16 protein-coding genes and 1 riboswitch are annotated in these 25,072 nt (G+C 40.4%); of the genes, 8 read left to right on the top strand and 8 right to left on the bottom strand.

What is annotated here, in order from left to right:
• Positions 1–37 precede the first annotated feature (37 nt).
• The gene (locus tag CBM24_RS25360) at positions 38–2,917 is read right to left on the bottom strand and encodes a PD-(D/E)XK nuclease family protein (RefSeq protein ID WP_088163187.1); all 2,880 of its coding nucleotides are present in this window, start codon (positions 2,915–2,917) and stop codon (positions 38–40) included.
• A gap of 7 nt (positions 2,918–2,924) precedes the next feature.
• On the bottom strand, positions 2,925–6,275 hold the full coding sequence (locus CBM24_RS25355) for a UvrD-helicase domain-containing protein (protein WP_157698589.1): 3,351 nt from the start codon (positions 6,273–6,275) through the stop codon (positions 2,925–2,927).
• 360 nt (positions 6,276–6,635) lie between these two features.
• Here CBM24_RS25355 and CBM24_RS25350 point away from each other — a divergent pair, with 360 nt between their 5' ends.
• From CBM24_RS25350 to CBM24_RS25330, 5 genes are all read left to right on the top strand, one after another.
• Positions 6,636–7,157: a 30S ribosomal protein S16 gene (locus CBM24_RS25350; RefSeq protein ID WP_075994449.1), complete on the top strand. Its 522-nt coding sequence runs from the start codon at positions 6,636–6,638 to the stop codon at positions 7,155–7,157.
• 119 nt (positions 7,158–7,276) lie between these two features.
• A complete protein-coding gene (gene rimM / locus CBM24_RS25345; protein ID WP_075994448.1) occupies positions 7,277–7,801 on the top strand; it encodes a ribosome maturation factor RimM in 525 nt (174 codons plus the stop codon).
• 103 nt (positions 7,802–7,904) lie between these two features.
• The gene (locus CBM24_RS25340) at positions 7,905–8,756 is read left to right on the top strand and encodes a hypothetical protein (protein WP_157698588.1); all 852 of its coding nucleotides are present in this window, start codon (positions 7,905–7,907) and stop codon (positions 8,754–8,756) included.
• A 217-nt stretch (positions 8,757–8,973) separates the two neighbouring features.
• Positions 8,974–9,076, top strand: a riboswitch (SAM riboswitch).
• Between the two features lie 70 nt (positions 9,077–9,146).
• On the top strand, positions 9,147–10,103 hold the full coding sequence (gene metF, locus CBM24_RS25335; protein WP_088163184.1) for a methylenetetrahydrofolate reductase [NAD(P)H]: 957 nt from the start codon (positions 9,147–9,149) through the stop codon (positions 10,101–10,103).
• A 266-nt stretch (positions 10,104–10,369) separates the two neighbouring features.
• Positions 10,370–13,399: a DUF2723 domain-containing protein gene (locus tag CBM24_RS25330; RefSeq protein WP_088163183.1), complete on the top strand. Its 3,030-nt coding sequence runs from the start codon at positions 10,370–10,372 to the stop codon at positions 13,397–13,399.
• A gap of 146 nt (positions 13,400–13,545) precedes the next feature.
• Here the strand turns inward: CBM24_RS25330 and CBM24_RS25325 are convergent, their stop codons facing one another.
• The 5 genes from CBM24_RS25325 to CBM24_RS25305 form a co-directional block, all read right to left on the bottom strand.
• The gene (locus tag CBM24_RS25325) at positions 13,546–14,211 is read right to left on the bottom strand and encodes an OmpW/AlkL family protein (protein WP_088163182.1); all 666 of its coding nucleotides are present in this window, start codon (positions 14,209–14,211) and stop codon (positions 13,546–13,548) included.
• Positions 14,212–14,659: 448 nt separating this feature from the next.
• A complete protein-coding gene (locus CBM24_RS25320; protein ID WP_198385999.1) occupies positions 14,660–16,330 on the bottom strand; it encodes a glutamine--tRNA ligase/YqeY domain fusion protein in 1,671 nt (556 codons plus the stop codon).
• Positions 16,331–16,508: 178 nt separating this feature from the next.
• Entirely contained in the window at positions 16,509–17,156 is a 648-nt protein-coding gene (locus tag CBM24_RS25315) for a carbonic anhydrase (RefSeq protein WP_088163180.1), read from the bottom strand.
• 208 nt (positions 17,157–17,364) lie between these two features.
• Positions 17,365–18,909 carry a SulP family inorganic anion transporter gene (locus CBM24_RS25310; RefSeq protein WP_088163179.1) on the bottom strand — a complete coding sequence of 515 codons (1,545 nt, stop codon included), beginning with the start codon at positions 18,907–18,909 and terminating at the stop codon, positions 17,365–17,367.
• A gap of 240 nt (positions 18,910–19,149) precedes the next feature.
• The gene (locus tag CBM24_RS25305) at positions 19,150–19,485 is read right to left on the bottom strand and encodes a hypothetical protein (RefSeq protein ID WP_232475633.1); all 336 of its coding nucleotides are present in this window, start codon (positions 19,483–19,485) and stop codon (positions 19,150–19,152) included.
• Positions 19,486–19,652: 167 nt separating this feature from the next.
• Between CBM24_RS25305 and CBM24_RS25300 the strand changes: the two genes are divergently transcribed.
• The 3 genes from CBM24_RS25300 (at position 19,653) to CBM24_RS25290 (ending at position 23,023) form a co-directional block, all read left to right on the top strand.
• Positions 19,653–21,194: a helicase HerA-like domain-containing protein gene (locus CBM24_RS25300; RefSeq protein ID WP_088163178.1), complete on the top strand. Its 1,542-nt coding sequence runs from the start codon at positions 19,653–19,655 to the stop codon at positions 21,192–21,194.
• Between the two features lie 134 nt (positions 21,195–21,328).
• On the top strand, positions 21,329–22,240 hold the full coding sequence (locus CBM24_RS25295) for a sugar phosphate nucleotidyltransferase (protein ID WP_088163177.1): 912 nt from the start codon (positions 21,329–21,331) through the stop codon (positions 22,238–22,240).
• Positions 22,241–22,339: 99 nt separating this feature from the next.
• Positions 22,340–23,023 carry a TIGR02117 family protein gene (locus CBM24_RS25290; RefSeq protein ID WP_088163176.1) on the top strand — a complete coding sequence of 228 codons (684 nt, stop codon included), beginning with the start codon at positions 22,340–22,342 and terminating at the stop codon, positions 23,021–23,023.
• A 111-nt stretch (positions 23,024–23,134) separates the two neighbouring features.
• On the opposite strand, the gene dnaK is transcribed toward CBM24_RS25290, so the two are convergent.
• Positions 23,135–25,039 (bottom strand): molecular chaperone DnaK, encoded by a 1,905-nt coding sequence (gene dnaK, locus CBM24_RS25285; RefSeq protein WP_075994436.1) that lies wholly within the window; start codon positions 25,037–25,039, stop codon positions 23,135–23,137.
• Positions 25,040–25,072: the final 33 nt, after the last annotated feature.

The following is a 25,072-nucleotide window of genomic DNA, read 5'->3' as shown; positions in this document are numbered from 1 at the left end:
CATTTCGTTTGACCTCTCCTTAAAGTCTTTGCTATATTCATTCTTCTGCATCGCCCCATTTGCTAGCTTCCCGGTAGAATAGTGTATAAGGGTCGCTTGGGTAAATCATTGAGTCCGGGTTATGCCGAAATGGAACATCTGGGTTAAAGATTTCCTGAAGAATATCTCGCAGGAATCTGACAAAATTTTCTTTCTGGAAAGCAAGGAATTCATCAGTCAATATTCCCTCTTTACCACTGAATAATGTCCCTTCTTCCCGCATTTTACGGGCGACATAGAGATGGGGTTCGAGTTGTTTTCTTCCTGTTTTCTGTTCAAATACATAGGCATAGAATAGCGTTTGCACCATGGCTTTATTTTCGGTATTTGGCGCAAATACCTGGTCGATTTCTTTGAATATGATCGAGTCTCCACCAGTCTTGTAATCAACAATTCTACTGATAATACGATCGTCGTGTGTTACGACCTCATCTACACGGTCGATGATGCCGTAAAGTGTGACCTGTTGTTCTTCTCCATTGATCTCAATAGGAAAGGGCAGTACATAATCGTTGTCATTCTCGAGTTCAATAATCCGAAATGCTTTGTAGTTGTTGATGTCATATTCAAGATACATCTTGACATACTCGCAGGCAATCTTCAGCATGATCCGCTGCAGGCTGTTTAAATCATGTGTTGTCTTTAATTCGATCTGATATTGCAGGCCTATTTCTCGAATCACCTGTGCTTCTATCTTGTCGATCTCGTGCCGTAAGACAGTTGTCGGTGTAAAGTCCTGTTGCCCCTTGAAAGGTAGGAATATTTTCTCCATGACATTATGGATGACAGTTCCCAGTTTATTCATCTCAAATTCCTGAGAGATTGAAGGCGGTTCTTTGATGCCGGCAATATGTTTTAAAAAAAACTGTAGCGGGGATTGCAGGTAAGTTGTTAGTGCCGTTGCAGATATCCTTTTCTGGTTGACGATAAAATCCTGATACATCTTTTCCCAGACTTGACCACGTTTCTCGATGACAATCTCTTGCGCCTTATCGGCAAATTGGATGGTCTGTTGTTGAATTTTTCGGTCAAACTGAAATTTACTTTCAAACTCCAGCTGTTTGATAAAGCGACTTTCTTCGCCGGTAGAGCTTTCGTCTACTAAGCCATTGTAGAAAATATGTATTCCTTCACTGTATTGAAAATGGCGATAGAATAAATAAGCTGACAGGGCATCCTGATTCTCTAATATGGGGAGGCCATAAGCGCTTCTCAGGCTATTGGGTATAAAGGTCGGTGAATTGGACGTTTTGGGTAGAATGCCTTCATTTGCGCCTAGAATATATACGTTGTCAAAATTTAAACAACGACTCTCCAAGAGTCCCATAATCTGAATTCCTTCTAGCGGATCTCCCTCTATCGCCGAATTTATTGGGGCGATTGCTTTTTTAATCAGGCCAATCTGGAAGCTGATGCTTAAGGGCGCAACTGTTTCAAAGCCCAGTAGCAGCTGGTTCAGCGTTTTCTTCGTTTCGATCAGGAGGTTGTTGTCAATTTGGCGGATGCGCTCCTGAGAAGAGATGCTATGCAACAGGTCATCGACGATCAGAATGAGCGAAGGGATCAAATGCGCCGAGTTTTCGATTGGCACAAAAAACTGAGGCAAGGAGCTTTTGAGATGAATGTCTTCCAATGCGATCTCAAAGAGCTGTTTGTCGGCAATCTCTTTTTGGATCTGAAGTTTATCTGCTAAAGAAACCATGCTGAGCGGATGGTTGATGAAGGTCTCTATGACCTGATAAGGAATCTTCCGCCTCTTGAACTGTGATATCTCCAAATGTACATCCATCCATAAGTCCAGGATGCCGAAAATGGGAGACTGTGTCAGTGGATATCCCGTTGTGATGTTGGGGTTGACATCGGGTAGACTCTGCAGCAAAGGAACAAGCAGGTTTTCATCTGCTAGAAGAATGGCAGAGGTCTGTTCCGTTTTATGGTGCTGTTCGAGGATATCATAGAGCAGTTTTGTTTGGCTGATCTTTCCGGTGCTGGCATATAGATTTACGGTAGAGGTTCTATTGCCAATAATGTTCGGGCTATCGCCAAGGGCATTGACCAAACCTGTTTGAAAAATATTTCGACGGATAAAAAGTCCCGCCTCCTGCATAGTGTCCTCCAGGTAATAGGCATCGGCATCAAAGTAGAATAGTGCGCTGCCTTTGTCCTGCCATTGTCTAAATAATTTTGCCTCGGCTTTATTTAAAGCATTGAAACCGACAAAAAGGATATGCTGAAAGGAAGATGCAAACTGCTGATGTGTAGCCTTGCCTTCAACCAGATCACGGTAGATTGTTGGATAGTTGGTTTGGCCTTCTGTTTTAAGCTTTTCTTTAAATCGATTATATAATACCGGTAGTCTTTTCCAAAGTTGAAGAAAGCGCTCTTGTACTCCACTATGCCCCGCAATAGAAAAGGACTGCCAAAATTGACGGATAAACCCTTGCTGTTCTTGCGTGAGATGTTGAAAAGCAATGTCGATTTTGGTATTGTCATAAAGTTCTAGATAGATCTGCTCGATGGGAACGAGATCATAATCCAGTTGACCGAAGTCACTCAATATAATTTCGGCAATTGGATAGAACTCTTCCAGCGTTTCTGGTTGCCTGCCCTCAGCTACCAATAACTCATTATGAATATTAAACAGATGAAAAAATTGGGTTAAAGGACTGGCTTCGGTATCATCCGTCGAAAGTCTGAAAAATTCCTGAATCGTAAAAAACTGCGGCGACCAGATCGCCTGACCATACACTTCAGCAAGATGTTTTTTGAGGTAGGTAATCGGCCGTTTATTATTAAACACGATGGCAATTTCACTCAGATCGTTTCCAAAACGTTTTTGAATGTCTGCTGCTACTAATTTTAGAAAGGCTGTCTGCATCGTGCTATTATTTTACTTCAGTTAATTGATTTGATTTCGCATAATAGAGATAGGCTTTAACGTTGTTATAGCCAAGGTTCTCCAAATTCTTTTTATAGTTGTCGACTTGGTACTTGTGCCCAATATAGTCTGTCTGTGTGAATTTAAAATCCAGAACGATTGTTTCTTCCGCGGAGGTGAAGACTTTATCGGGACGAATGGTCTCACCCTTGGCGGTAATAATGCTTGCTTCATTCCAGATTTTATAGTTTCCGGTGAGCCATTTATTGATTAAGGGGTGCTTCCAGATCTGATTGATCTCCTGCATGAGAAAAGGTTCTTCCTCTTTGGAAAGGATTCCTTCCTGGATCAGTTGGCGTACCAGTTTATGGATGTCTTCTTCCTTTGAAATTTGAGCCATAATATCGTGGGCCAATATACCGTACTGCGCGGCTTTTTCCAGCATCATAATATCATTGATGTTACGCGTACTCGATTTTTCTAAGGCCATTTCCAATTCTTTGGAAATGGGGTAATGGCGAAGGGAAATAATATTGTCGTTCTGAGCCTGATGTTTTTTTTGTTCGATCGTTTGATCGATGTGTACACCTTTTTCTTCCAGTGCAAACGGAGCTATGGGGCTATCCAAGACTTGATAGAGCACATCGCTGATATATTCGTCTTTAATATCATATCCTGTAATTTCACCCGTTTTTTTGTCAACAGATTCTTTAAAGGAAGGAGCCGTAATATAGAGGTGTTCAACAGCACGTGTTGTTGCTACATAGAATGTGTTGAGGGCGTCCATGTAGTTGAACAGCATCTCTTCAAAATATTGCTTGAAAAATACAGATTTGCCGACTGTGGATGTATATTTTATTGGAATTTTTCCCAATTGGGCAAAAGGAGTATCCGAGGTCTCTATCCAAAAATCGCCATTGATCATGCCGTCGAGATCCCAGGAACAGAATGGAATCATCACAACGTCATAGGCTAGACCTTTTGATTTGTGGATTGTTGTTACCTCGATCGCATTAATTTCTCCGTTGGAAGGGAGCACCGCCCGGTTGCCATCTTCTTCCCAAAACTCCAGGAACTGTATAATGCCACGTTCGCCATTGGTGGAGAAAGCTGAGATCATATCTTTGAACGCCAGGAGGTAAGGGAGGTGGATATTGTCCGTGGTTGTGAAGCCGTAGATTTCAATGAGTTTTTCAATTAAATGGACTAAAGGCTGTTTCTGCGCCATTTCCCAGGAGTCAATCAGCGCCTCAGGGAGATAATCTTTAAGTGCGCGGATGTCGTTGCCGGCAAATTTTAACCATGCATTCTGATCGATTGTCTTATTTTGAATATGCTGGTATAGATAGACCATCTTTGCTTTATGGATGGTATGTTTATCCGAATTGTAGACTAAAGCCTTTAACGTTTCGATCAATAATAGTACAGCATCATTGCTCGCTAAGGATAATGCATCACCGGATATCACTTCAAATGTAAGTTGCTGCTCTTTTTTGAAGTCCATGAGCTTTTGGATAACCAATTTAGCCTGCACATTACTCCGTACCAGGATACCGATCTGCTGCGCCTGATATCGTCCACTACCGAGCCAGTCGCCTATTTTCTGACATAGTTGGAGTAGCGATTCTTCAATAACCTGATTTCTTCTGTAGCGTCCATCAGAGACAGGAATGTAAGAGATTTCGATAGATCCTAATTGCTCAAGTTTCCCTTTTTTATGTTCAGGTATTTCCTGTTGGCTGTTTTCATAAGCTTTGACCAGCATCGTGTCATTGCCAGTAGAAATCCACCACTGTTTACCTTCTTCATCAAGGCTTTCGAATACTTTTTCATTCAGTACCTGTTGCAGATGCTGGGGAATACTGCTAAAGAGGTAATTGTTTAAATGGATGATATTTGGAAGACTTCTAAAATTGGTGTCAAGGCTTCCGTTTTCGATAAAGGTGGTTCTGCTATCCTCGTCTAAGTGAAAAGTATGACCAACCTGTTGTTCTACCTGTTGCAGGAGTATACGCCAATCCCCATTTCGCCAGCGATAAATACTCTGTTTGACGTCCCCAACGATCAGGTGTTCGCTGATTGTGCCTTTGGCATCTGCCAATGCATTGATCAGTAGTGGACTATAATTTTTCCACTGAATACGCGAGGTATCCTGAAATTCGTCAAACAAAAAGTAGTTAAAACGATTGCCGATCTTCTCCCAGATAAATGTTGGATCGCTATTTTCATCAAGTCCGAGTTTGTTTAATAAAATCTGCGAGTCGGAAATTAATTGAGCACCATTATCCCGCCGCCATTGCGTCAGTAAGTCGCTCATTTCCTTGAGCAGGCGTAGGTAATAGAGATTACTTTGTACCGCTTGATAAGCAATGTAAGCCGATAGATTATCGTGTAGCTTTTGGAACGATGCCAGAATGGGGCTGAGTGCGGCGATAAGATCATGCCGTATATTTTTGTCACTATCTGTAAAAGCATCTTCATTGTCGATCAACTGGAGATACTTTTCCAGTACCTTGGCAATTTCGGAAGCGCTCAGCTTTTCCGTTTTTTTATTGGTTTTGCTAGCGGAGATTATTTTATTGCGCGATTTACCTTTAAGGTCACTTTCGGAGATATTAAAATTCCTGAATGTTTCACTAAAGGCTTCAATTGTCATGGAGAGCGCTTCCGTGAAGGAGTTTATCTTCTGTTCAACTTCCTGATTGAGGAGATTAAAAACCTCCTTTGGATTGGCAGAATTGATGTAGCCATCAAATTCCTGAAAATTTTCAGAGAAAATAAGACTTGCCAAACCCATTAGTTGTTGGCGGTAGTTCCAATTTTCATTTTTTGCTATTTTCTTTTCCGCATAAGCGATAATCCAATCCAGTAGGTCGGGTCGTTCATCCAGCAATTGATTAAGCATGACTGTCAGGTCATTTTTCACTTTATTGACATTCATTTCAATCTTATAAGCAGCATCAAGATTGAGTTCATACGTAAATGCGCGAATAACTTTTTGGGAAAATCCATCAATTGTACTTATGGTAAAATGACTGTAGTCATGTAGGATACGTCGATACACCCGAAAAGCTTTCTCTTGTACCAGATGCGGATTCCAGTCTGGCTGCTGCTGGAGTAAAAGCTTTCTGAAATCTTCAATTTTAGGGTTAGGATCGCCTGTTGCCAAGCCATGGAGTACCGAGAGGATACGTTCTTTCATCTCGGCGGTTGCCTTATTGGTGAATGTCACCGCCAAAATCTCCTTATAGCTATTCTCGTTGGAGAGTAGGAGTGTGAGATAGTGTAAAGTCAAGCTAAAGGTTTTTCCCGAACCGGCCGAAGCTTTTAGTATTTTTAATGGCGCAACAGATTTCATAGAATGAAGGTAGAAAGTAAAAAGTGAATTGGCAAAAATGTCGATGACTATTTCGAAGGTACTGTACCCAAACGGTTCATCCTGCTTACCGATTTGGTAAAGATGTCCTTTTGAAGGAAGGAACTGTTTTTTGTCTTGATTTTTGAAAAGTTTGTTGTAGCTTCCGTATGGAAGCAAGAAAAGATGAAGGTCTAAGGGGCAGGTATTACGGTTGAAAGAGCTTGTTGAAAGAGCTAACCCTGTCGTTTTCAGTGAAGTTTTATTAAATTATAATGATGATTAGAAAAAAATAACTATCTTTGCATCCCCTCTAGTATGAAGCTCGGGGGATATGTTGAATACATAAAATAAAATTAAAAAATGGCAACTAAAATCAGATTGCAAAGACACGGTAAAAAAGGACGTCCTTTTTACCACGTAGTCGTAGCGGATTCTCGCGCTCCACGTGACGGTAAATTCATCGAACGTATTGGTTCTTACAACCCAAACACAAATCCAGCAACTATCGTTTTGGATTTTGAAAAAGCTTTGGATTGGATGAATAAAGGTGCTCAACCAACTGACACTGCTCGCGCTATCCTTTCTTACAAAGGTGTTCTTTACAAAAAACACTTGCAAGGTGGTGTGAAAAAAGGTGCTTTTGATGAAGCTGCTGCTGAAGCTAAATTTACAGCTTGGACTGAAGCTAATGATGCAAGAATCTCTGGTAAAAAAGATGGTTTAGCACAAACTAAAGCTGAAGCTAAAAAAGCTGCTTTAGTGGCTGAAGCTAAGAAAAAAGAAGAAAAAGCTGCTGCTGTAGCTGCTAAAAATGCTCCTGTAGCGGAAGAAACTGCTGCTGAAGAGACTGAAGCTCCTGCATCAGAAGAAACTGAAGGTTAATTCTTTCATAAAGTATTCGAGAAAGCCGACTCAATCTTGAGTCGGCTTTTTTTGAAACAGCCAATAGGCTAATGGTTTGCCAAATCATGTCTCACAGCTAATCGCTAAATACGAAATATATGACTATTGATCAAAGCTTTTACATCGGTTACATCAGTAAAACAAGAGGTCTTAAAGGAGAAGTACAACTATTTTTTGAATTCGAGGAATACGAGAGTTTGAATATCGATGTTGTCTTTGTGGAAGTGAACAAAAAACTTGTTCCTTATTTTGTTGATACCATTAAATTTCAAAAAAATAGTACAGCGTATGTGACATTTGAGGATGTGGATCATATCGATAAGGCTCAAGTACTTGTACGTAAAAAGCTATATCTTTCCAATGATAAGATGCCCGAGCGCGATCCAGATGATTTTAGATATACTGATTTAATCGGTTTTTTAGTGATTGATGAAAACCATGGTGAATTGGGGCAAATAACAGATGTTCAGGAATTTCCACAACAATTTGTCGCTTCGGTAAATATGGATGGCAAAGAACTGATGTTCCCATTGTCCGATGATTTGATCTTAGGAATCGATGGCGAAGAGGAGATCATTGAAGTTGAATTGCCAGAAGGCTTGGTGGATCTTTATAAAGAATAAGCATATCCCCAAGCTTATTCAAATAAATAGCGGTACACGAATTATTGCAGTAATTTCTTATCTTGGTCTGTATATTATTACTGGCCATAATTATTGATTTATTTTGAAACCGTTATTACTGCTGCTATTCCTATTCTCGTTGTCTTCTTGTGCTTTCTTTGGGAAGAAAAAGGACTTTCCTGAAGGCAATTACCAAATGATATTGGGCTATTCAAATGAGGAGTATCATAAAGTAAAAAGAGAATCACCCCAAAATGTGGAGGCAGATGTCTATGGTAATGACCCTACGATATACCGGTCCTTTCTCTCCCTCCATGATAAAGATAAGTTTGTCATGGCGATCGATGATATCCTACTCTTCGGTAAGTATAGATTCGACGGCGATCGATTAGAATTGACCGATGAGAAAAAGGGTAGTCTCGCTTTGGATATTGTTAAGGTAAAAAACGATTTTGTTCAGCTGAGAGGTGATTTTTCACAGTTTAGCTCAGCACGTGTGCCCACAAGTGAAAAACTTTATATCAACTTTGCGTTAGATAAAACCCCTATCCGGGAGACCCCGAGCAAATTTGATAGCCAAGTGAATCTATGGCGAAATGCCCCTGTAAAATCAGAAAGTGAAATGGAGATAAAAGCCAGGGCATTGAATTTTGTAGATTATTCTATCGCTTATTTCCAGCACATATCAAGTTCAGGCACACATCACGATTATCGAATGGATGGTGTTGAATCACCCATTATTTATGCTGAGAATGGCATTGTGCTCAAGGCATGGGCAGATGTTCCCGATTCTTGGAAAGAGTTATTTTACAACGAAAAAAATGCATTAATCGCCTACAAATATTTATTTGATGGTTTTAAATATGGATCGAAAGAGGAGTACCATGTTACGGGACTCTTACTGATTACATTTTATCTCAAAAATCTACGGAATTCCCTAGCAACGAATCTTTAGCCGATCCTGTTGTGACGTAGTCAGTCTCTTCGCTGTCGATGATCCGCGATCGTTAATTTTATCTTTTTTTAGAGTCTTTTATATTTGGTGGAGCCTAAATTCCTGTTGTTGCCTGGGAATAAACCTGAAGCCGTATTTATTGCAATCTTTTTGCCGCTATTTTTGCTTTTTCGAAAAAATATTTTTGTCTTTTGATTTTTTAAAACGATATTAGCAACGCTTATAGAGAAAGGCCGAGGGACTAGACCCGTTGAAGCCTTAGCAACCTGTATTGTTCAAGGTGCTAAATTCTACCCTACTCCATGTGGGAAAGATAAGTTACATGTAGATAAACGATTCCTCGACGTGTGCGTTTCGATGTAAGCCAACCAAACTAAAAACAGTTTTTTAATGAAGATTATCGATCATATCCAGAATGCCAAAGGAAAAACATTGTTTTCTTTTGAGCTATTGCCACCGGCGAAAGGGCAGGGCATCCAAAGTATTTTTAAAACCATGGATGAACTGATGGAGTTTAAACCTCCTTTTATCGACGTAACCTACCATCGGGAAGATTATATCTATAAAGAGCATGCGAGTGGATTACTGGAACGCGTTTCCTATCGTAAACGTCCTGGGACAGTGGCGATATGTGCTGCAATCATGAATAAATATAAAGTAGATGCGGTGCCCCATTTGATATGTGGTGGTTTTACAAAAGAGGAAACTGAAAATGCATTGATCGATTTGAACTTTCTGGGGATAGATAACGTCTTGGTATTGCGGGGCGATGCACGTAAGGGCGATGCCGATTTTATACCGACCGATGGTGGACATGCCTTTGCAACAGACCTACTGGAACAGGTAACTGATATGAATAAAGGAAAGTATCTGCATGAAGACATTATCACATCGGAAAAGACTGATTTTTGCATCGGTGTAGCGGGTTATCCCGAAAAGCATTTTGAATCGCCAAATTTCAATACTGATTTTAAATACCTGAAACAAAAAGTCGATATGGGAGCAGAGTTTATTGTGACTCAGATGTTCTTTAATGTTGAAAAATATAAGGAGTTTGTAACAAAATGTAGGGACAATGGAATCCATGTGCCTATTATTCCAGGATTGAAACCACTGACAACGAAAAAACAGTTGGTTACCCTACCAAGGATATTTCATTTAGATATTCCGGAGGAACTGAGCGATGCTGTTTCAGCATGTAAAACGAATGCCGACGTTAGACAAGTAGGTGAAGAGTGGTTGGTGCAACAATGTCAGGAGCTGATTAAATTTGGCGCTCCGGTATTACATTTCTATACGATGAGTAATCCTGGTCCAACAAAGAAGATTGTTGAAAAACTAGCCTAACTCATAAAAATAATACGAAAAGGGAGCGCATAAGCTCTCTTTTTTTTGGGGTAGTATTCGTTGTGAAAGCTTATAATAAGTTCAGAATTTCGATCGTGTGGTTTTAGGTCGATCTCTATATTCAGGGTTTAATAGCCTGTTTGGTTTAATAGCCTGTTTATAGTCAGGTACTTGTGTTAAATAGTGTTAATTAACTTATTGGAGTCAGGATAACTTTTTAACTTAAAGTGCTAAAAAGGATTTTAACAATAGACCAAATTGACCTTATGACGTACACTAGATTAAATTCTCTACTCGGCTTTGCTTGCGGACTAATTGCTACATGTGTATATATCGCCACCGTTGAAAAGACGGTAAGCTGGTGGGATTGTGGTGAATTTATTGCCTGTGCCTACAAGCTGGAAGTGGCACACCAACCGGGAGCACCATTATTTCTTCTTATTCAGAATATATTTTCCAACCTGGCTTTGGGTAATGCAGGTAAAATCGCCTATTGGATGAATATTGGATCCGCAATCTGCAGTGGGCTTACTGTTACATTTTTATTCTGGACAATAACAGCAATTGCCAAAAAGATACTCAACAGGCAAGAGAAAGTTCAATTATCGAATTATTTCCAAATTTTTGCTGCGGGTTTAGTTGGTGCAATGGCTTTCTGCTTCAGTGATTCATTCTGGTATTCGGCTGTTGAATCCGAGGTATATGCGATGTCTTCATTGTGTACTGCGATTGTTTTTTGGGCAATTTTAAAGTGGGAAGTCCGTGCAGATGAGGAAGGTAGCGATCGTTGGCTGGTGTTTATTGCTTTTGTTATGGGCCTTTCGATCGGAGTGCACCTATTAAATCTGTTGGCAATTCCGGCTATAGCGATGGTTGTCTATTTCAGAAGAGCAGGACAGGTTAGTGTGAAAGGTACAATAAAAGCTTTCTTGGTAGGAGTGCTGATCTTGGGGGCTGTTTTGTGGGGAATTATTCAATGGTTGGTCGGTCTCGCAGCTAAGGTAGACCTCTTATTTGTAAACTCGCTAGGTTTGGGCTTTGGCTCAGGCATCTTCTTCTTTTGTCTGCTGTTGGGGTGCTTCCTCGTTTATGGGCTATATTATTCTTATAAAAAGCGGCAATACACACTGCACACCGGGCTGCTGGTCTTTTGTTTTATTCTATTTGGTTATAGCTCCTATACCATGGTTTTAATCCGTGGAAAAGCCAATCCGTCGTTAAACAATAATGCGCCGGACAATGTGTTTTCTTTTTTGGGTTATCTGAGCCGGGAGCAATATATCCGGGAACCTTTACTCAAAGGACCCAATTATGATTCACAAGTCGTTGGTGTCGAGAGTAAAACCGGTTATCGCAAAGATGAATCAGGGTATATTCCTTTTAGTCAGGTCGATAAGTATACGTTTGATAAGGAAACTTTCTTTCCCCGCATATATAGTCAAGATGGAGCCCATCAGGCTTATTATAGGAGTTACCTCAATTTGAAGGAGGGGCAGCAGCCACAGTTCTCGGATAATTTTAAGTTCTTTTTTAATTTTCAACTGGGTGATATGTATACCCGATATTTCTTGTGGAATTTTGTCGGTAGGCAGAATGACAGGCAAGGGTATGGGACCTATAGTGACGGCAACTGGTTGTCGGGGATTAAACCATTGGATAATTGGCGTTTGGGAGGGCAAGATAAAATATCCCAATCACAGGAGCATGACCCGAGCCGGAATACCTATTTTTTCCTTCCATTGCTACTGGGAATAGCCGGAGCGATCTGGTTGTATCGAAACAATAAACCTTATACCTTGGTCTTGACCTTACTTTTTGTGTTTACGGGAATAGCGATCGTTGTTTATCTCAACCAAACTCCTATGCAACCTCGGGAACGAGATTATGCTTACGTAGGATCTTTTTATGCGTTTGCGATCTGGATCGGACTGGGAGCAATAGCATTTGTTCGGTTTCTCAATCGTTTTGTACAAACACGGTATGCATTAGCGACAGGTATTTCTTTCGCTTTATTGGGCGGTCCCATTATTTTGGCCCATCAAAATTGGGATGATCATAATCGTTCTGAAAAATCGCTGGCAAGGGATATGGCACGTAATTATTTAGAATCCTGCGCTCCAAATGCTATTCTATTTACCTATGGAGATCATGATACATTTCCTGTATGGTATTTGCAAGAAGTGGAAGGAGTACGTCCGGATGTTCGGGTTGTGGTATTAAGTTATCTGACTGGCGATTGGTATATGCAGCAGGCGAAGCAACCGACGTATCAAGCGGCAGGTCTTCCCGTGACGATCCCAGCTGAAAAGACAAAAAAAGGCGTTCGTGATTATATCCCTTTTGTGGATAGACAGCTTGATAATGCGGTGGATATACAGCAATTATTTCAGTTTGTCACATCGGATGATCCGGAGTATAAAGTTCAGCTGAATTCAGGTGATATGGAAAACTATTTCCCTTCCAAGAAAGTCCAATTGCGCGTTGATAAAGAGGAGGTGGTTAAGAAAAATGCGGTTCCGGCTTATTTTCAGAGTGCTATTGTTTCTGCAATGGAATGGGAAATTCCGAATGATCATCTGACCAGGGCGGATTTAACCCTGTTATCGGTGCTTGAAAATAACCATTGGGACAGACCGATATATTTTTCGAACATGTTGCCAAGTGACATTAAATTGGGCTTGGATAAATACCTGGTCAATGAGGGCTTTACTTCCCGATTGATGCCTGTCGCTGCTACAGATCAGTCGACAGGAAAACGAAATGAGCAGGCCGGGCTAGTTAACATGGAAGCATTATATAACAATATTATGCATACATATCAGTGGGGCAATGTTAAAAATGCACAGTATTTAGATACCGATTCGTTTCGCTTTACAAGTATGTACGCTCGTGATATATTTGGAAAAGCCGCCCGGATGCTCTTGGCCAATGGTCAGGTCAAACAAGCTGGGGAAGTAGCGAAAAAAGCATACGATCAATTACCCGATCGCGTATATGCGATGTCGGATGCCATCAATTATGCCGATATTATCGACAGTCTATATCGTTCGGGACAACCTCAGCTAGCCAACAGGATGATGGACCGAAACCTTGATTATGTTGCTGAAAATATGGAGTATCTACATCAGTTGGTGTCGGATAAGAAAAACCTGAGCTTCGAGTGGAATGATATTCAGACCGGTTTGGACTCGGTGGACCGGTACAAGGCTATTTTATTGGAAGCAAAAGATACCAAGCGACTGGCACGTGTTGAGCGCTTGAGACAGCAATATCAAAATTGGTACGGAGTAGAATAATTTTGATGACATACTGAACCAAATTTAGGCAGTCTGCCTAAACGGCAAATTGACTGCTATACTTGAGGTAAAAAAACCAGATGAGGCCTCTTCTAAAATATTGGAAGAGGCCTCGATACATATAGGATAGGGAATGAGCCAAATGATTAGAATTTCATGCCGACGCCAAAGCCGAGCAGGAAGGGATTGATGTCAACTTTTGCCGGTATGGATAAGTTAGGTGCAAGATTTGATGCATCAACATTGACATCTGTTTTTAAAAGAATATACTTCGCATCCAAATTCACGAAATATTTTTCAGATAGCTTAAAATCAATTCCCAGCTGAGTCGCAAAACCGAAAGCATTATCGTATTTTACATTTTTTACCGTTTGTCCCGCGTTGACGCTATAGAATATTGTATAATTTATTCCTGCACCTACATAAGGTTTAATGGCACCATCGGGGAAGAAATGATACTGAGCTGTCAGTGTCGGAGGAAGGAGCCATACACTGCCAAGATCGACATTGCTGGATGAACTGCCACCAATGGCAGTTAAATTTGAGCCGGTTGTATTAACTTTATGTTTTGTAGTCCCAAGAATCAATTCCGCCGCAATGTTTTTTGTGAAGAAATAAGTGAAGTCTAGTTCAGGAATAAATTTTGTATTGATGTCGACGTCTCCGCCTATAGTATTAATATTGGCCGATTCGTTTGGCATGACTGTCACACCTCTGAGTCTCATTTGCCAGCGTTGATTAGGGATTGTTTGTGCCTGTAAACTTAGTGCGCCTAGGGTGAGTGTTAGTGCAATTAAAAGTAGCTTTTTCATATCATTAAGGGTATTTTGTTTGCTGTAAAACTATTGCTAAAATCACGACAAAAGAGTGACGATAATCAGGTTGAAAAATGAATGATACGATGTTTTTCTTATTGCAGATGATGTACCTTTATAAATTACTGCTGTAAAAAAGGGGAAGGACGGGAAAGGTAAATCATCTGTTGTAGGTTTTCAGTTCGAAGAAAGTAAATGGGCAGGCATTTATCTAGCTTGAGGATAGGCCAACCTGATAAAAGGTGGTCATTTTCGAGCAGGAGTGGACCCTTTGTGAAGCTTTATGCTATGAGAGCTGATGTTTCAAGAGGTTGACAGAGGTGTAGTTTAGCAAGATTAATGGGGATATAAATCCGGCATGTTGGAGAATATTGGGGATAAGAATACACGATAAAAAGAAGAGGTTGGAATCACTTCCAACCTCTTCTTTTTATGGGTTACGATTTTACGCGTTTTTCTTTACTTCCTTACCCCAAGAGTCTTTTAATGTAACCGTACGGTTAAAGACTAAATGAGCTGGAGTTGAATGTGTATCTAAGGTAAAATACCCCAATCGTATAAACTGATATCCTTTCCCGGGGGTTGCATTTGCGAGATCCGGTTCAATGTAAGCACGTTCAATAATATGTAGGCTTTCAGGATTGATCGATGCTTTAAAATCTTCTGCAGCAGCAGGATTTTCATCATTGAACAATCTGTCGTACAATCTCACTTCGGCTTCTTTTGCATATGGAACCGAGATCCAGTGGATTGTTCCTTTTACTTTTAATCCCGAAGTGTCTTCTCCCGATTTTGAGTTTGGAACATACGTACAATGAACTTCCGTTACATGGCCATTTTCATCTTTCACAAAATCATGACAGGTGACGATGTAAGCATGTTTCAAACGTACAGAAAGCCCAGGGCCTAAACGGAAGAATTTTTTTGGTGCATCTTCCATAAAATCATCGCGCTCTATCCAGAGCTCCTTTGAAAATGGAATGGAGCGTGAACCTTCACCACCTTCGACTTCTGGATTGTTCTCGCCAAGAAGATCCTCTACCTGACCATCAGGATAGTTTGTGATCACCAATTTGATTGGATCAAGAACAGCCATTCTGCGCCATGCCGTTTTGTTGAGATCTTCACGGATACAAAATTCCAAAAGACTGACATCGATCATGTTTTCACGTTTTTGAACGCCGATTTTTTCACAGAAGTTGCGGATACTCGCAGGTGTGTACCCTCTTCTGCGCAATCCTGAGATCGTAGGCATACGCGGGTCGTCCCAGCTTTCAACAAACTTCTCATTGACCAATTGTAGCAATTTACGTTTACTCATGACGGTATAAGTCATATTCAAACGTGCAAATTCGTATTGTTTGGAAGGGAAAATCTCCAATTTATCAATACACCAATCATAAAGTGGACGGTGTGGAATAAATTCCAGCGTACAGATCGAATGTGTAATTTTCTCAATGGAATCTGATTGTCCATGCGCAAAATCATACATGGGGTAGATACACCATTGATTCCCTGTTCTGTGGTGATGCGCATGTTTGATACGGTATAACAAAGGATCACGCAAATGCATATTCGGGCTAGCTAAATCAATCTTTGCACGTAGCACTTTTTCACCATCTTGGTATTTACCGGCACGCATAGCTGCGAATAAGGTTAGATTTTCCTCAATAGACCTATCGCGATAGGGCGTTGGAACACCCGGTTCTGTTGGGGTACCTTTTGCTGCTGCAATTTCTTCAGCAGTACTGTCGTCGACATAAGCTAGGCCTTTTTTAATTAGATCAACGGCATAACTATATAGTGTCTCGAAATAATCTGAAGTATATAATTCCTCTGCCCACTGGAATCCAAGCCATTGAATATCTTTCTTGATACTTTCAACATACTCAGTGTCCTCAGTGACAGGGTTAGTGTCATCAAAACGTAGATTAGTCTTGCCATTATACTGCTGTGCTAATCCAAAATTCAAACAGATGGATTTGGCGTGACCAATGTGGAGGTAACCATTTGGCTCAGGAGGAAAACGTGTCAATACACGTCCGCCATGCTTCCCTGTACGAAGATCCTCTTCGACAATTTCCTCGATAAAATTTAATGATTTTTCTTCACTCATAATACAAAGTTAATTATTCGCCGTGAAATATTAGCTAGGAGATCGTAGATATTCGGCTTAGCAAGAGTGGTTGAATATGCCAGCTGTATCTGTTGGAATGGAGAGACTTAATAACGTTGGGATATGAAATAAAAAAGGGACGAAATTTCGTCCCTTTTTACCGATTTTTATTACTACTCTATTTATAAGCGAAGACTTCACCTAGCTCATCATTATTGGTAAAGGTACAGTGTTGATCGATCAATTCTCCCGTGCCGATATTGATAATCATTCCATGTACCGCAAGATCATTACGCTCTTTCCATGCGTTTTGGATAATCGACGTCGCACAAAGATTGAAAACCTGTTCTTGTACGTTGAGCTCGATTAAGCGATCTACTTTTTTATCATGTTCCTGGATCGCATCGATCTCTGCACTATGTAAGCGATAGACATCCTTGATATGGCCCAACCAGTTGTCGATAATACCATACTGCTTACGGCTTAAAGAAGCCGCAACACCACCGCAGCCATAGTGACCAGCGATAATCACATGTTTTACTTTCAGCACATTCACGGCATAGTCTAATACGGAAAGCATACTCATATCCGAGTGAATGACCATGTTGGCAATATTACGGTGAACGAAAACTTCCCCCGGCTTTGTACCTGTCAATTCATTTGCGGGTACACGGCTATCTGCACAACCGATCCAAAGAATTTCTGGATTTTGACCTTTAGCAAGTTGTTGGAAGCGTCCCGTAGCGTCATTCTTTACAAATTCCATCCACTCTTTATTTCCCTTTATGATATTGTCAAATCCTATTTTTAAATCTTTATTTTCCATATTCTTCTTATTTCACTCTTGCCCAAAGGCATCGTTTCGATTTTATTATAATAATACAAATGTCTAAATTCATTGTTTACTTCAAACAACTTATTTTTTATTGAAAATCTGTTCTTGATGTTCAATAATCCTTCCTCTTGTTTCAACCAAGGGTGCTGGTAGAACGATGGAACGTAATGGCTTACGCGATACGTCGAAAACCTTTCCCTTATGAGGAGGGTTTTTTATAGACAACCTGCAAAAGCTCGATGTCTTTTCCCTTACTTCTCGCGTTCTGCTCAAAATCTTTTATGACTTCGATGACATCCTTGTCTATAAATTTACTGAATGTTCCATCGATGCGGATCTTACTGATAGATTTTGGTAAGCTGTATAATTTCTGTTGGATAGGAACCTTGTTCAAAAAGGATACTTCCTCCGCTAATGTAATGACGGCCTTATCTTCTTCATTGTCTTTTTCAATATTATATTTGAAAGCATTTTTCATATTTGCTCTCAAAATATAGAATGTCGCCACGACAATACCTATTCCTACACCCATAAGAAGGTCGGTAAACACGATCGCTACAATGGTGACAAAAAATGGAATAAATTGATCTAAGCCTTTTTTGTACATTGAGGTGAATAGGCTTGGTTTAGCCAATTTATACCCTGTATGGAGAAGGATAGCCGCTAAACAGGCCAAAGGAATCATATTCAGCATTGTTGGGATAGCGAGCATAGCGACCAATAGCCACATACCATGCATGATAGCAGACTGTCTTGTTTTTCCACCTGCATTGACGTTTGCTGATGAGCGTACGATAACGGATGTCAATGGTAGACCGCCTAGAAGTCCACTGGTCATATTACCGATTCCTTGTGCAACGAGTTCACGGTTGGTTGGCGTATTTCTTTTGTAAGGGTCTATTTTATCAACCGCCTCGATGCTCAATAAGGTTTCTAGACTTGCAATAATTGCAATCGTAAATGCAGCTATCCACACATCTTTGTTGACAATCTGTGTGAAGTCCGGTAGGGTAAATAATCCTGTGAATTCAGCAAAAGAACCTACAATAGGGACCAGAACAAATTGTTTATCATGCAACTGGAGTGCTGAGCCGTTGAAAAAATAAGCTAAGCTTACGCCCAGAATCACGACAACCAATGGGGCCGGAACCTTATTAAGCTTTGGAATAGATGGCCAGAAGATTAGAATTGCCAATGATAGTGCACAGATGATCAATGCACCAAAGTTGATCGCAGAGGCGATCGTATCAAAATAGGCGCCAATACCATGTCCATTGTCCATTTCGAAGGCATGTGTTTCCACTAAGCCCAATGCCAAAGGAATCTGCTTCATGATAATTGTGATGCCGATCGCGGCAAGCATACCTACAATGACCGCTGAAGGGAAATAATTGCCGATCATCCCGGCTTTTAATATACCAAGAATGACCTGTACTACACCAGCGATCACGACGGCAAGTAGAAAGGTTTCATATGCGCCCAGGCTTTGAATAGCACCTAAGACAATAACGGTAAGACCAGCAGCTGGCCCACTTACACTGAGTGGTGATTTACTGATTGAAGCGACAACGATTCCACCAATTACACCAGTCAATAATCCTGCAAACAATGGCGCACCAGAGGCCATTGCAATTCCCAAACATAATGGAAGTGCCACCAAAAACACCACAACACTAGCAGGGAAGTCATATTTTAAGTCTCTTTTCGATAGTTTCAGAAAAGCCGACGTACGAGTTCCAAACATAAAATTTGTGTTTATCTATAAATAAAGTTTTCATCAGGCAACCTTTAGTGAGCTGTAGCTGTGTATCGTTATATCATCTGACCTTCAATAACATTGACAACGTGTCTTGCTGAGAAAGCTAAACGATAAGATTCAACCGAACTAAAGCCGATAGGTTACTTCAGAAAAATCAAGGATACCGCACATGCTTTATCTTTTGCATGCGGGTCGATGGAAGTACATCCCCGAGGGATGCCTTTATTAACAGTTAGGAGGCGGTGTTGGAACCGTAGGATGGAAAGCTAAAATGCTTTTCTCATTTTTAAGATAATTCTTCTGTTTTCCTTGGTTCTCAACGATAATGGTTTCAAATACAATAGGTTCTTCTGTTTTTGTATTGAAAAATTTTGAGGCGGTTTCAAGTGTGTCGTTACTTGCACCGTTATTGTTTTCGATTTCCAGTTGTAAAACGACCTGTAAGATGGTGCTTTGATCTAAGCTGTTGGAAAAAATAGGCGAAATAGAGATGGCCATCTTTGTGAAAAAGATGATAGCACAAAGGAATGCTGCCACAAATCTAAACCGCTTATTTAACATTTTTTATTACCTTTAATCTTACTGTTTACATCGTAAAAATAGTAATTCTATGTTAAATTCAAATTAATAGTGCACTAAAAATAAAATTTGGCACGAAATTGTGACGAAGAGATTATTTTTTGAAAAGTTTTCAATTTTCTTTGATTTATAAATATTAAGCCTTTCGTATGGCAAATAAAGAACAATTTATTGAGAAGGTCCAGGCCTCCTATAATCCCAAGGGAGCATTTATCTATCTGGGAGCGGGAATGCTCAATGGTGAAATTTTGGCTGAGGCAAAAGTGAATCTAGCCTTGAAAATGATGAACCGTCACGGACTTATTGCCGGGGCCACCGGAACCGGTAAAACGCGTACGCTACAATTAATCGCCGAACAGTTGTCGGATGCCTCTGTACCTGTATTTATGCTGGATGTCAAGGGCGATTTATCAGGCTTAGCAGAACCAGGTGTCACCAATCAGGCCCTTATTGATCGGGGAAACGCCGTGGGCGTGCCGTTTGAGCCGTCGTCATTTCCCGTTGAACTGTATTCACTTTCTGGCAATAAGGGGATTCCTATGCGGATTACCGTAGAAGATTTCGGACCTGTCTTGCTGGGCCGGATCCTGGAACTCAATGAAACACAAACAGGGGTATTGGCCGCAATGTTTAAATATGCGCAAGATCATCAAATGCCATTGATCGATTTTTCAGATACCAAAAAACTGCTAAGCTACCTTTCAGAAGGACCTGGTAGCGAAGAAATCAAAAACGATTATGGTAAGATTAGTTCCGCCAGCTCGGGAACTATCCTGCGTAAGATCGTCGCTTTGGAGCAGCAAGGTTTGGCTCATATCTTTGGCGAGAAAGAGTTTGACATCAACGATTTGTTTCAAAAAGTAGATGGGAAAGGCGTGATTAGCCTGTTGAATATTTCCGATGTGCAAGATCAACCTGTACTGTATTCTACATTCTTATTGAGTTTATTGGCACAATTGTTTAAAAATATGCCCGAAGTTGGCGACCTGGATAAACCGAAGCTGGTCTTTTTCTTTGATGAAGCCCATCTGCTGTTCAACGGAGCTCCTAAAGCCTTTTTGACACAGGTGGATCAGATTATTCGTCTTATCCGTTCGAAGGGGATAGGTGTTTTCTTCTGTACACAGTCTCCAACCGATGTACCGGAGTCTGTATTGGCGCAATTGGGAAATCGGGTGCAGCATGCATTGCGTGCCTTTACACCCAACGATGCTGAAAACTTAAAGAAGACAGTCAAAACGTATCCAAAATCTGATTTTTATGAAATTGATCAGATGTTGACCGCTTTGGGGACGGGACAGGCATTGATTACCGTATTGAACGACAAAGGTATTCCTACAGAGGTTGTTGCTACGCATTTGGTACCAGCACGTGCCGTGATGGGGCCTGCAGCTGATGCAACAATCAACCAGATTATCAATCAGTCTGATTTGAAAGCTAAATACCAGGAGCGACAGGAAAATCGTTCTGCAGCTGAAATCATAGATGAAAGAATGCAGGCCGCTGAGCAGGAACAACAACGTGCGGCACAGGAAAAAGAAGCAGAGAAGGCAAGTCGGCCTTCTTCCAGAAGACAGACGCCTTTGGAGGCTGCACAACGAACTGCGACAACGACGCTAGCACGGGAAGGAGTTAAGTTGTTGGGCAAATTAGCGACGGGTTTATTAAACGCATTTTTAAAAAAGAAATAATACTAATTTTTTGATTCTTTTCGTTTCAATACTATACCTTTGAAGGTGGAGCTGAACTTAGCTAAATTTGCTTTTAAGGGCAAATTTAGCTAAGTTTGCGGACGAAAAGAAAATTCTATTAACGCAATTTAAATATGAGTAAACCAACCCTTTTGATTTTGGCAGCAGGAATGGCTAGCCGGTATGGTTCTTTAAAACAAGTCGACAGTTTTGGCCCACACGGCGAGACAATTATTGACTATTCAATTTACGATGCCATTTGCGCAGGATTTGGAAAAGTTGTCTTCATTATCAGGGAGGAGTTCCTAGATAAAATGAAAGAAGTTTTTGATGAAAAATTGAAAGGTAAAATAGAAGTAGATTACGCTTTTCAAGATTTTGACCTAACGAAATTTGGCGTTAACCACGTTATCGAAAGAACTAAACCTTGGGGTACTGCCCATGCGGTGATGAGCGCTAAGGATAAAGTGCATGAACCTTTTTGTGTAATCAATGCAGACGATTTCTATGGTTCGGATTCTTTTCAAAAAATGGCCGAATTCTTAACAACCGAAGTCTCTGATGAGCAAATGTCATTGATGGGCTTCCAGGTTGGAAATACCATGTCTGATTATGGTTATGTTTCACGCGGAGTATGTGAGGTTACCCCTTCTGGACATATGGAAAGTGTAACTGAACGTACAAATATATACTACAAAGGTGAAGGTGACGATCGCAAAATCGTTTATGAAGAAAATGGTGTTGAAACAGACCTAGATCCAAAAACCCGCGTTTCGATGAACTTTTGGGGCTTTACACCAAAGATTTTCGAAGTGGCGCAGGCGATGTTCCCTGCATTTGTTGAGGAAAATAAGGAGAATTTAAAAGCAGAATTTTTCATTCCTTCCGTACCGGATTATATGGTGAAACATAAGTTGGCTGATTTTAAAGTGATCCCAACTTCTTCGAAATGGTTTGGCGTAACTTATAAAGAAGATAAACCTATCGTACAAGAATCGATTTCGAAATTAGTAGCTGATGGAATATATCCTGAAAAGTTATTTTAAGAGCTAAAAGAAATAGCTTATCTTTCACCTGTATTGTCAAGCAATACAGGTTTTTTTTTGACCTGTGCGCTAGATTAATTGAGCGGAAATAGATCTTAGATGAAAAAAATTCTTAAAGTGTTTGGTTATATTATTTTAGGATTGTTGTCTTTTTGTGTGCTCTATATTGTTGCTGAATACAGCCTGTCAAGAATTTCGGCTCCAACGAAGAATATAGACGAAGAGAAGACGATTCAGGTTTTTGTTCAGTCCAATGGCATTCATACCGATATTGTATTGCCTGTCGTTAACGAAGAGATGGATTGGTCGCAACTATTTCCCTATGGGAATACAGTTGGGAAACATAGCGGATATCGGTATGTAGGTATCGGTTGGGGTGATAAAGGATTCTATTTGGACACACCAGAATGGAAGGATTTAAAAGCATCGACGGCCTTTGTTGCTGCCTTTGGATTGGGGGAGTCTGCCATGCATGTGACCTATTACAATTCGGTTCAGCAGGATGAGTTATGTTTTGCTTATCAGATCAGTAGATCCCAATATCGGGATCTGATAAAATATATAGAAGATTCGTTGGATCGAAATCAAGCGGAAACTATTTTGGTGAAAACAGATGCACAGTATGGTGACTCAGACGCTTTTTATGAAGCAAAGGGAGCCTATAGCATGTTTTATTCCTGCAATACCTGGACAAATAATGCCTTAAAGAAGGCAGCTATGCCAGCAGGTATATGGGCGACATTGGACAAAGGAATATTAAGTCACTATAAAAATAAGAAGTAGCTGGAAATCCATAAGCAGGATCTCGTTTAATGTGAAGTGAGATAGTGAAAATGATAGACATAAAAAAAGCTCCAGGATTAATCCCGGAGCTTTTTTTATGAGGAGGAGTGATTACTTCACTTCTTCGTAATCTACGTCAGTTACATCATCACCACCTTGGTTTCCACCTTGAGCTTGACCTGCATCACCTTGAGGTTGTTGTGCACCACCTTGAGAAGCAGCATACATTTCTTCAGAGGCAGCATTCCAAGCATTTTGCAATTCTTCAGAAGCAGCGTCGATATCAGCAAAGTTTTTCGCTTCGTAAGCAGCTTTTAATTTTGTTAAGCCAGCTTCAATTGGCGCTTTTTTATCTGCTGAAATTTTATCGCCATATTCTTTCAATTGTTTTTCAGTTGAGAAGATTAAAGCGTCAGCTGCATTTACTTTGTCAGCTTCTTCTTTCATTTTTTTGTCAGCATCAGCATTTGCTTCAGCTTCTTCTTTCATGCGTTTGATTTCGTCGTCAGACAAACCTGAAGATGCTTCGATACGGATATTTTGTTCTTTTCCAGTAGCTTTATCTTTTGCAGATACTTTGATGATACCATTCGCATCAATATCAAAAGTAACTTCGATTTGAGGAACGCCACGAGGAGCTGGTGGAATGTCATTCAAATGGAAACGGCCGATTGTACGGTTTTGGTTTGCCATAGGACGTTCACCTTGTAAGATGTGAATTTCTACAGATGGCTGATTGTCTGAAGCAGTAGAGAATGTTTCCGATTTTTTAGTTGGAATTGTTGTATTTGCTTCGATCAATTTAGTCATCACACCACCCATTGTCTCAATACCTAATGAAAGTGGAGTAACATCCAATAATAAAACGTCTTTTACTTCACCTGTCAATACACCACCTTGGATAGCAGCACCTAAAGCTACAACTTCATCTGGGTTTACACCTTTAGAAGGCTCTTTTCCGAAGAATGCTTTTACAGCATCAACGATTGCAGGGATACGAGTAGAACCACCTACTAAGATAATTTCATCAATATCAGATTTGCTGAAACCAGCATTTTTCAATGCAGACTCACAAGGAGCAATTGTTCTCTTGATCAAGTCAGCAGCCAAAGCTTCAAATTTAGCGCGTGATAATGAACGAACTAAGTGTTTTGGACCAGTTGCATCAGCAGTGATATATGGCAAGTTGATTTCAGTAGAAGTTGCGCTTGATAATTCAATTTTCGCTTTCTCAGCAGCTTCTTTCAAACGTTGCAATGCCATTGGGTCTTTTTTCAAGTCAAAGCCATTGTTTTCACTTTTGAATTCTTCGTTCAACCAGTTGATGATTACGTTATCAAAGTCATCACCACCTAAGTGTGTATCACCGTCAGTAGATTTAACTTCAAATACTCCGTCACCTAATTCTAATACCGAAACGTCATGTGTACCACCACCACAGTCAAACACAACAATTTTCATGTCTTTGTGTGCTTTGTCTAAACCGTAAGCTAAAGCTGCAGCTGTAGGTTCGTTGATGATACGTTTTACAGATAAACCAGCGATTTCACCAGCTTCTTTTGTTGCTTGACGTTGTGCGTCGTTGAAATATGCAGGAACTGTAATAACAGCTTCAGTTACTTCTTGACCTAAGAAATCCTCAGCTGTTTTCTTCATTTTTTGAAGAATCATGGCAGAGATCTCTTGTGGTGTATATTTGCGGTCATCAATTTCTACACGAGGTGTATTGTTGTCACCTTTAACGATTTTATAAGGTACGTGTTCAGCTTCTTTCACAGCTTCATCGTATGAAAGTCCCATAAAACGTTTGATGGAATAAATAGTTTTATGCGGGTTAGTAATTGCTTGACGCTTTGCTGGGTCCCCAACTTTGCGCTCGCCACCTTCTACGAAAGCTACGATCGAAGGAGTTGTACGTTTACCTTCGTTGTTCGTAATTACTACAGGCTCGTTACCTTCCATTACGGCAACACATGAGTTTGTAGTACCTAAGTCAATTCCTATAATTTTAGACATATCTTGTGTTTTAATTTTTTACTTAATAAATTC

The organism is Sphingobacterium sp. G1-14, assembly GCF_002196555.1.
Taxonomy (GTDB): domain Bacteria; phylum Bacteroidota; class Bacteroidia; order Sphingobacteriales; family Sphingobacteriaceae; genus Sphingobacterium; species Sphingobacterium siyangense.
The sequence above is the reverse complement of the archived record's forward strand: the minus strand, read 5'-3'. Positions and strand labels throughout refer to the sequence as shown.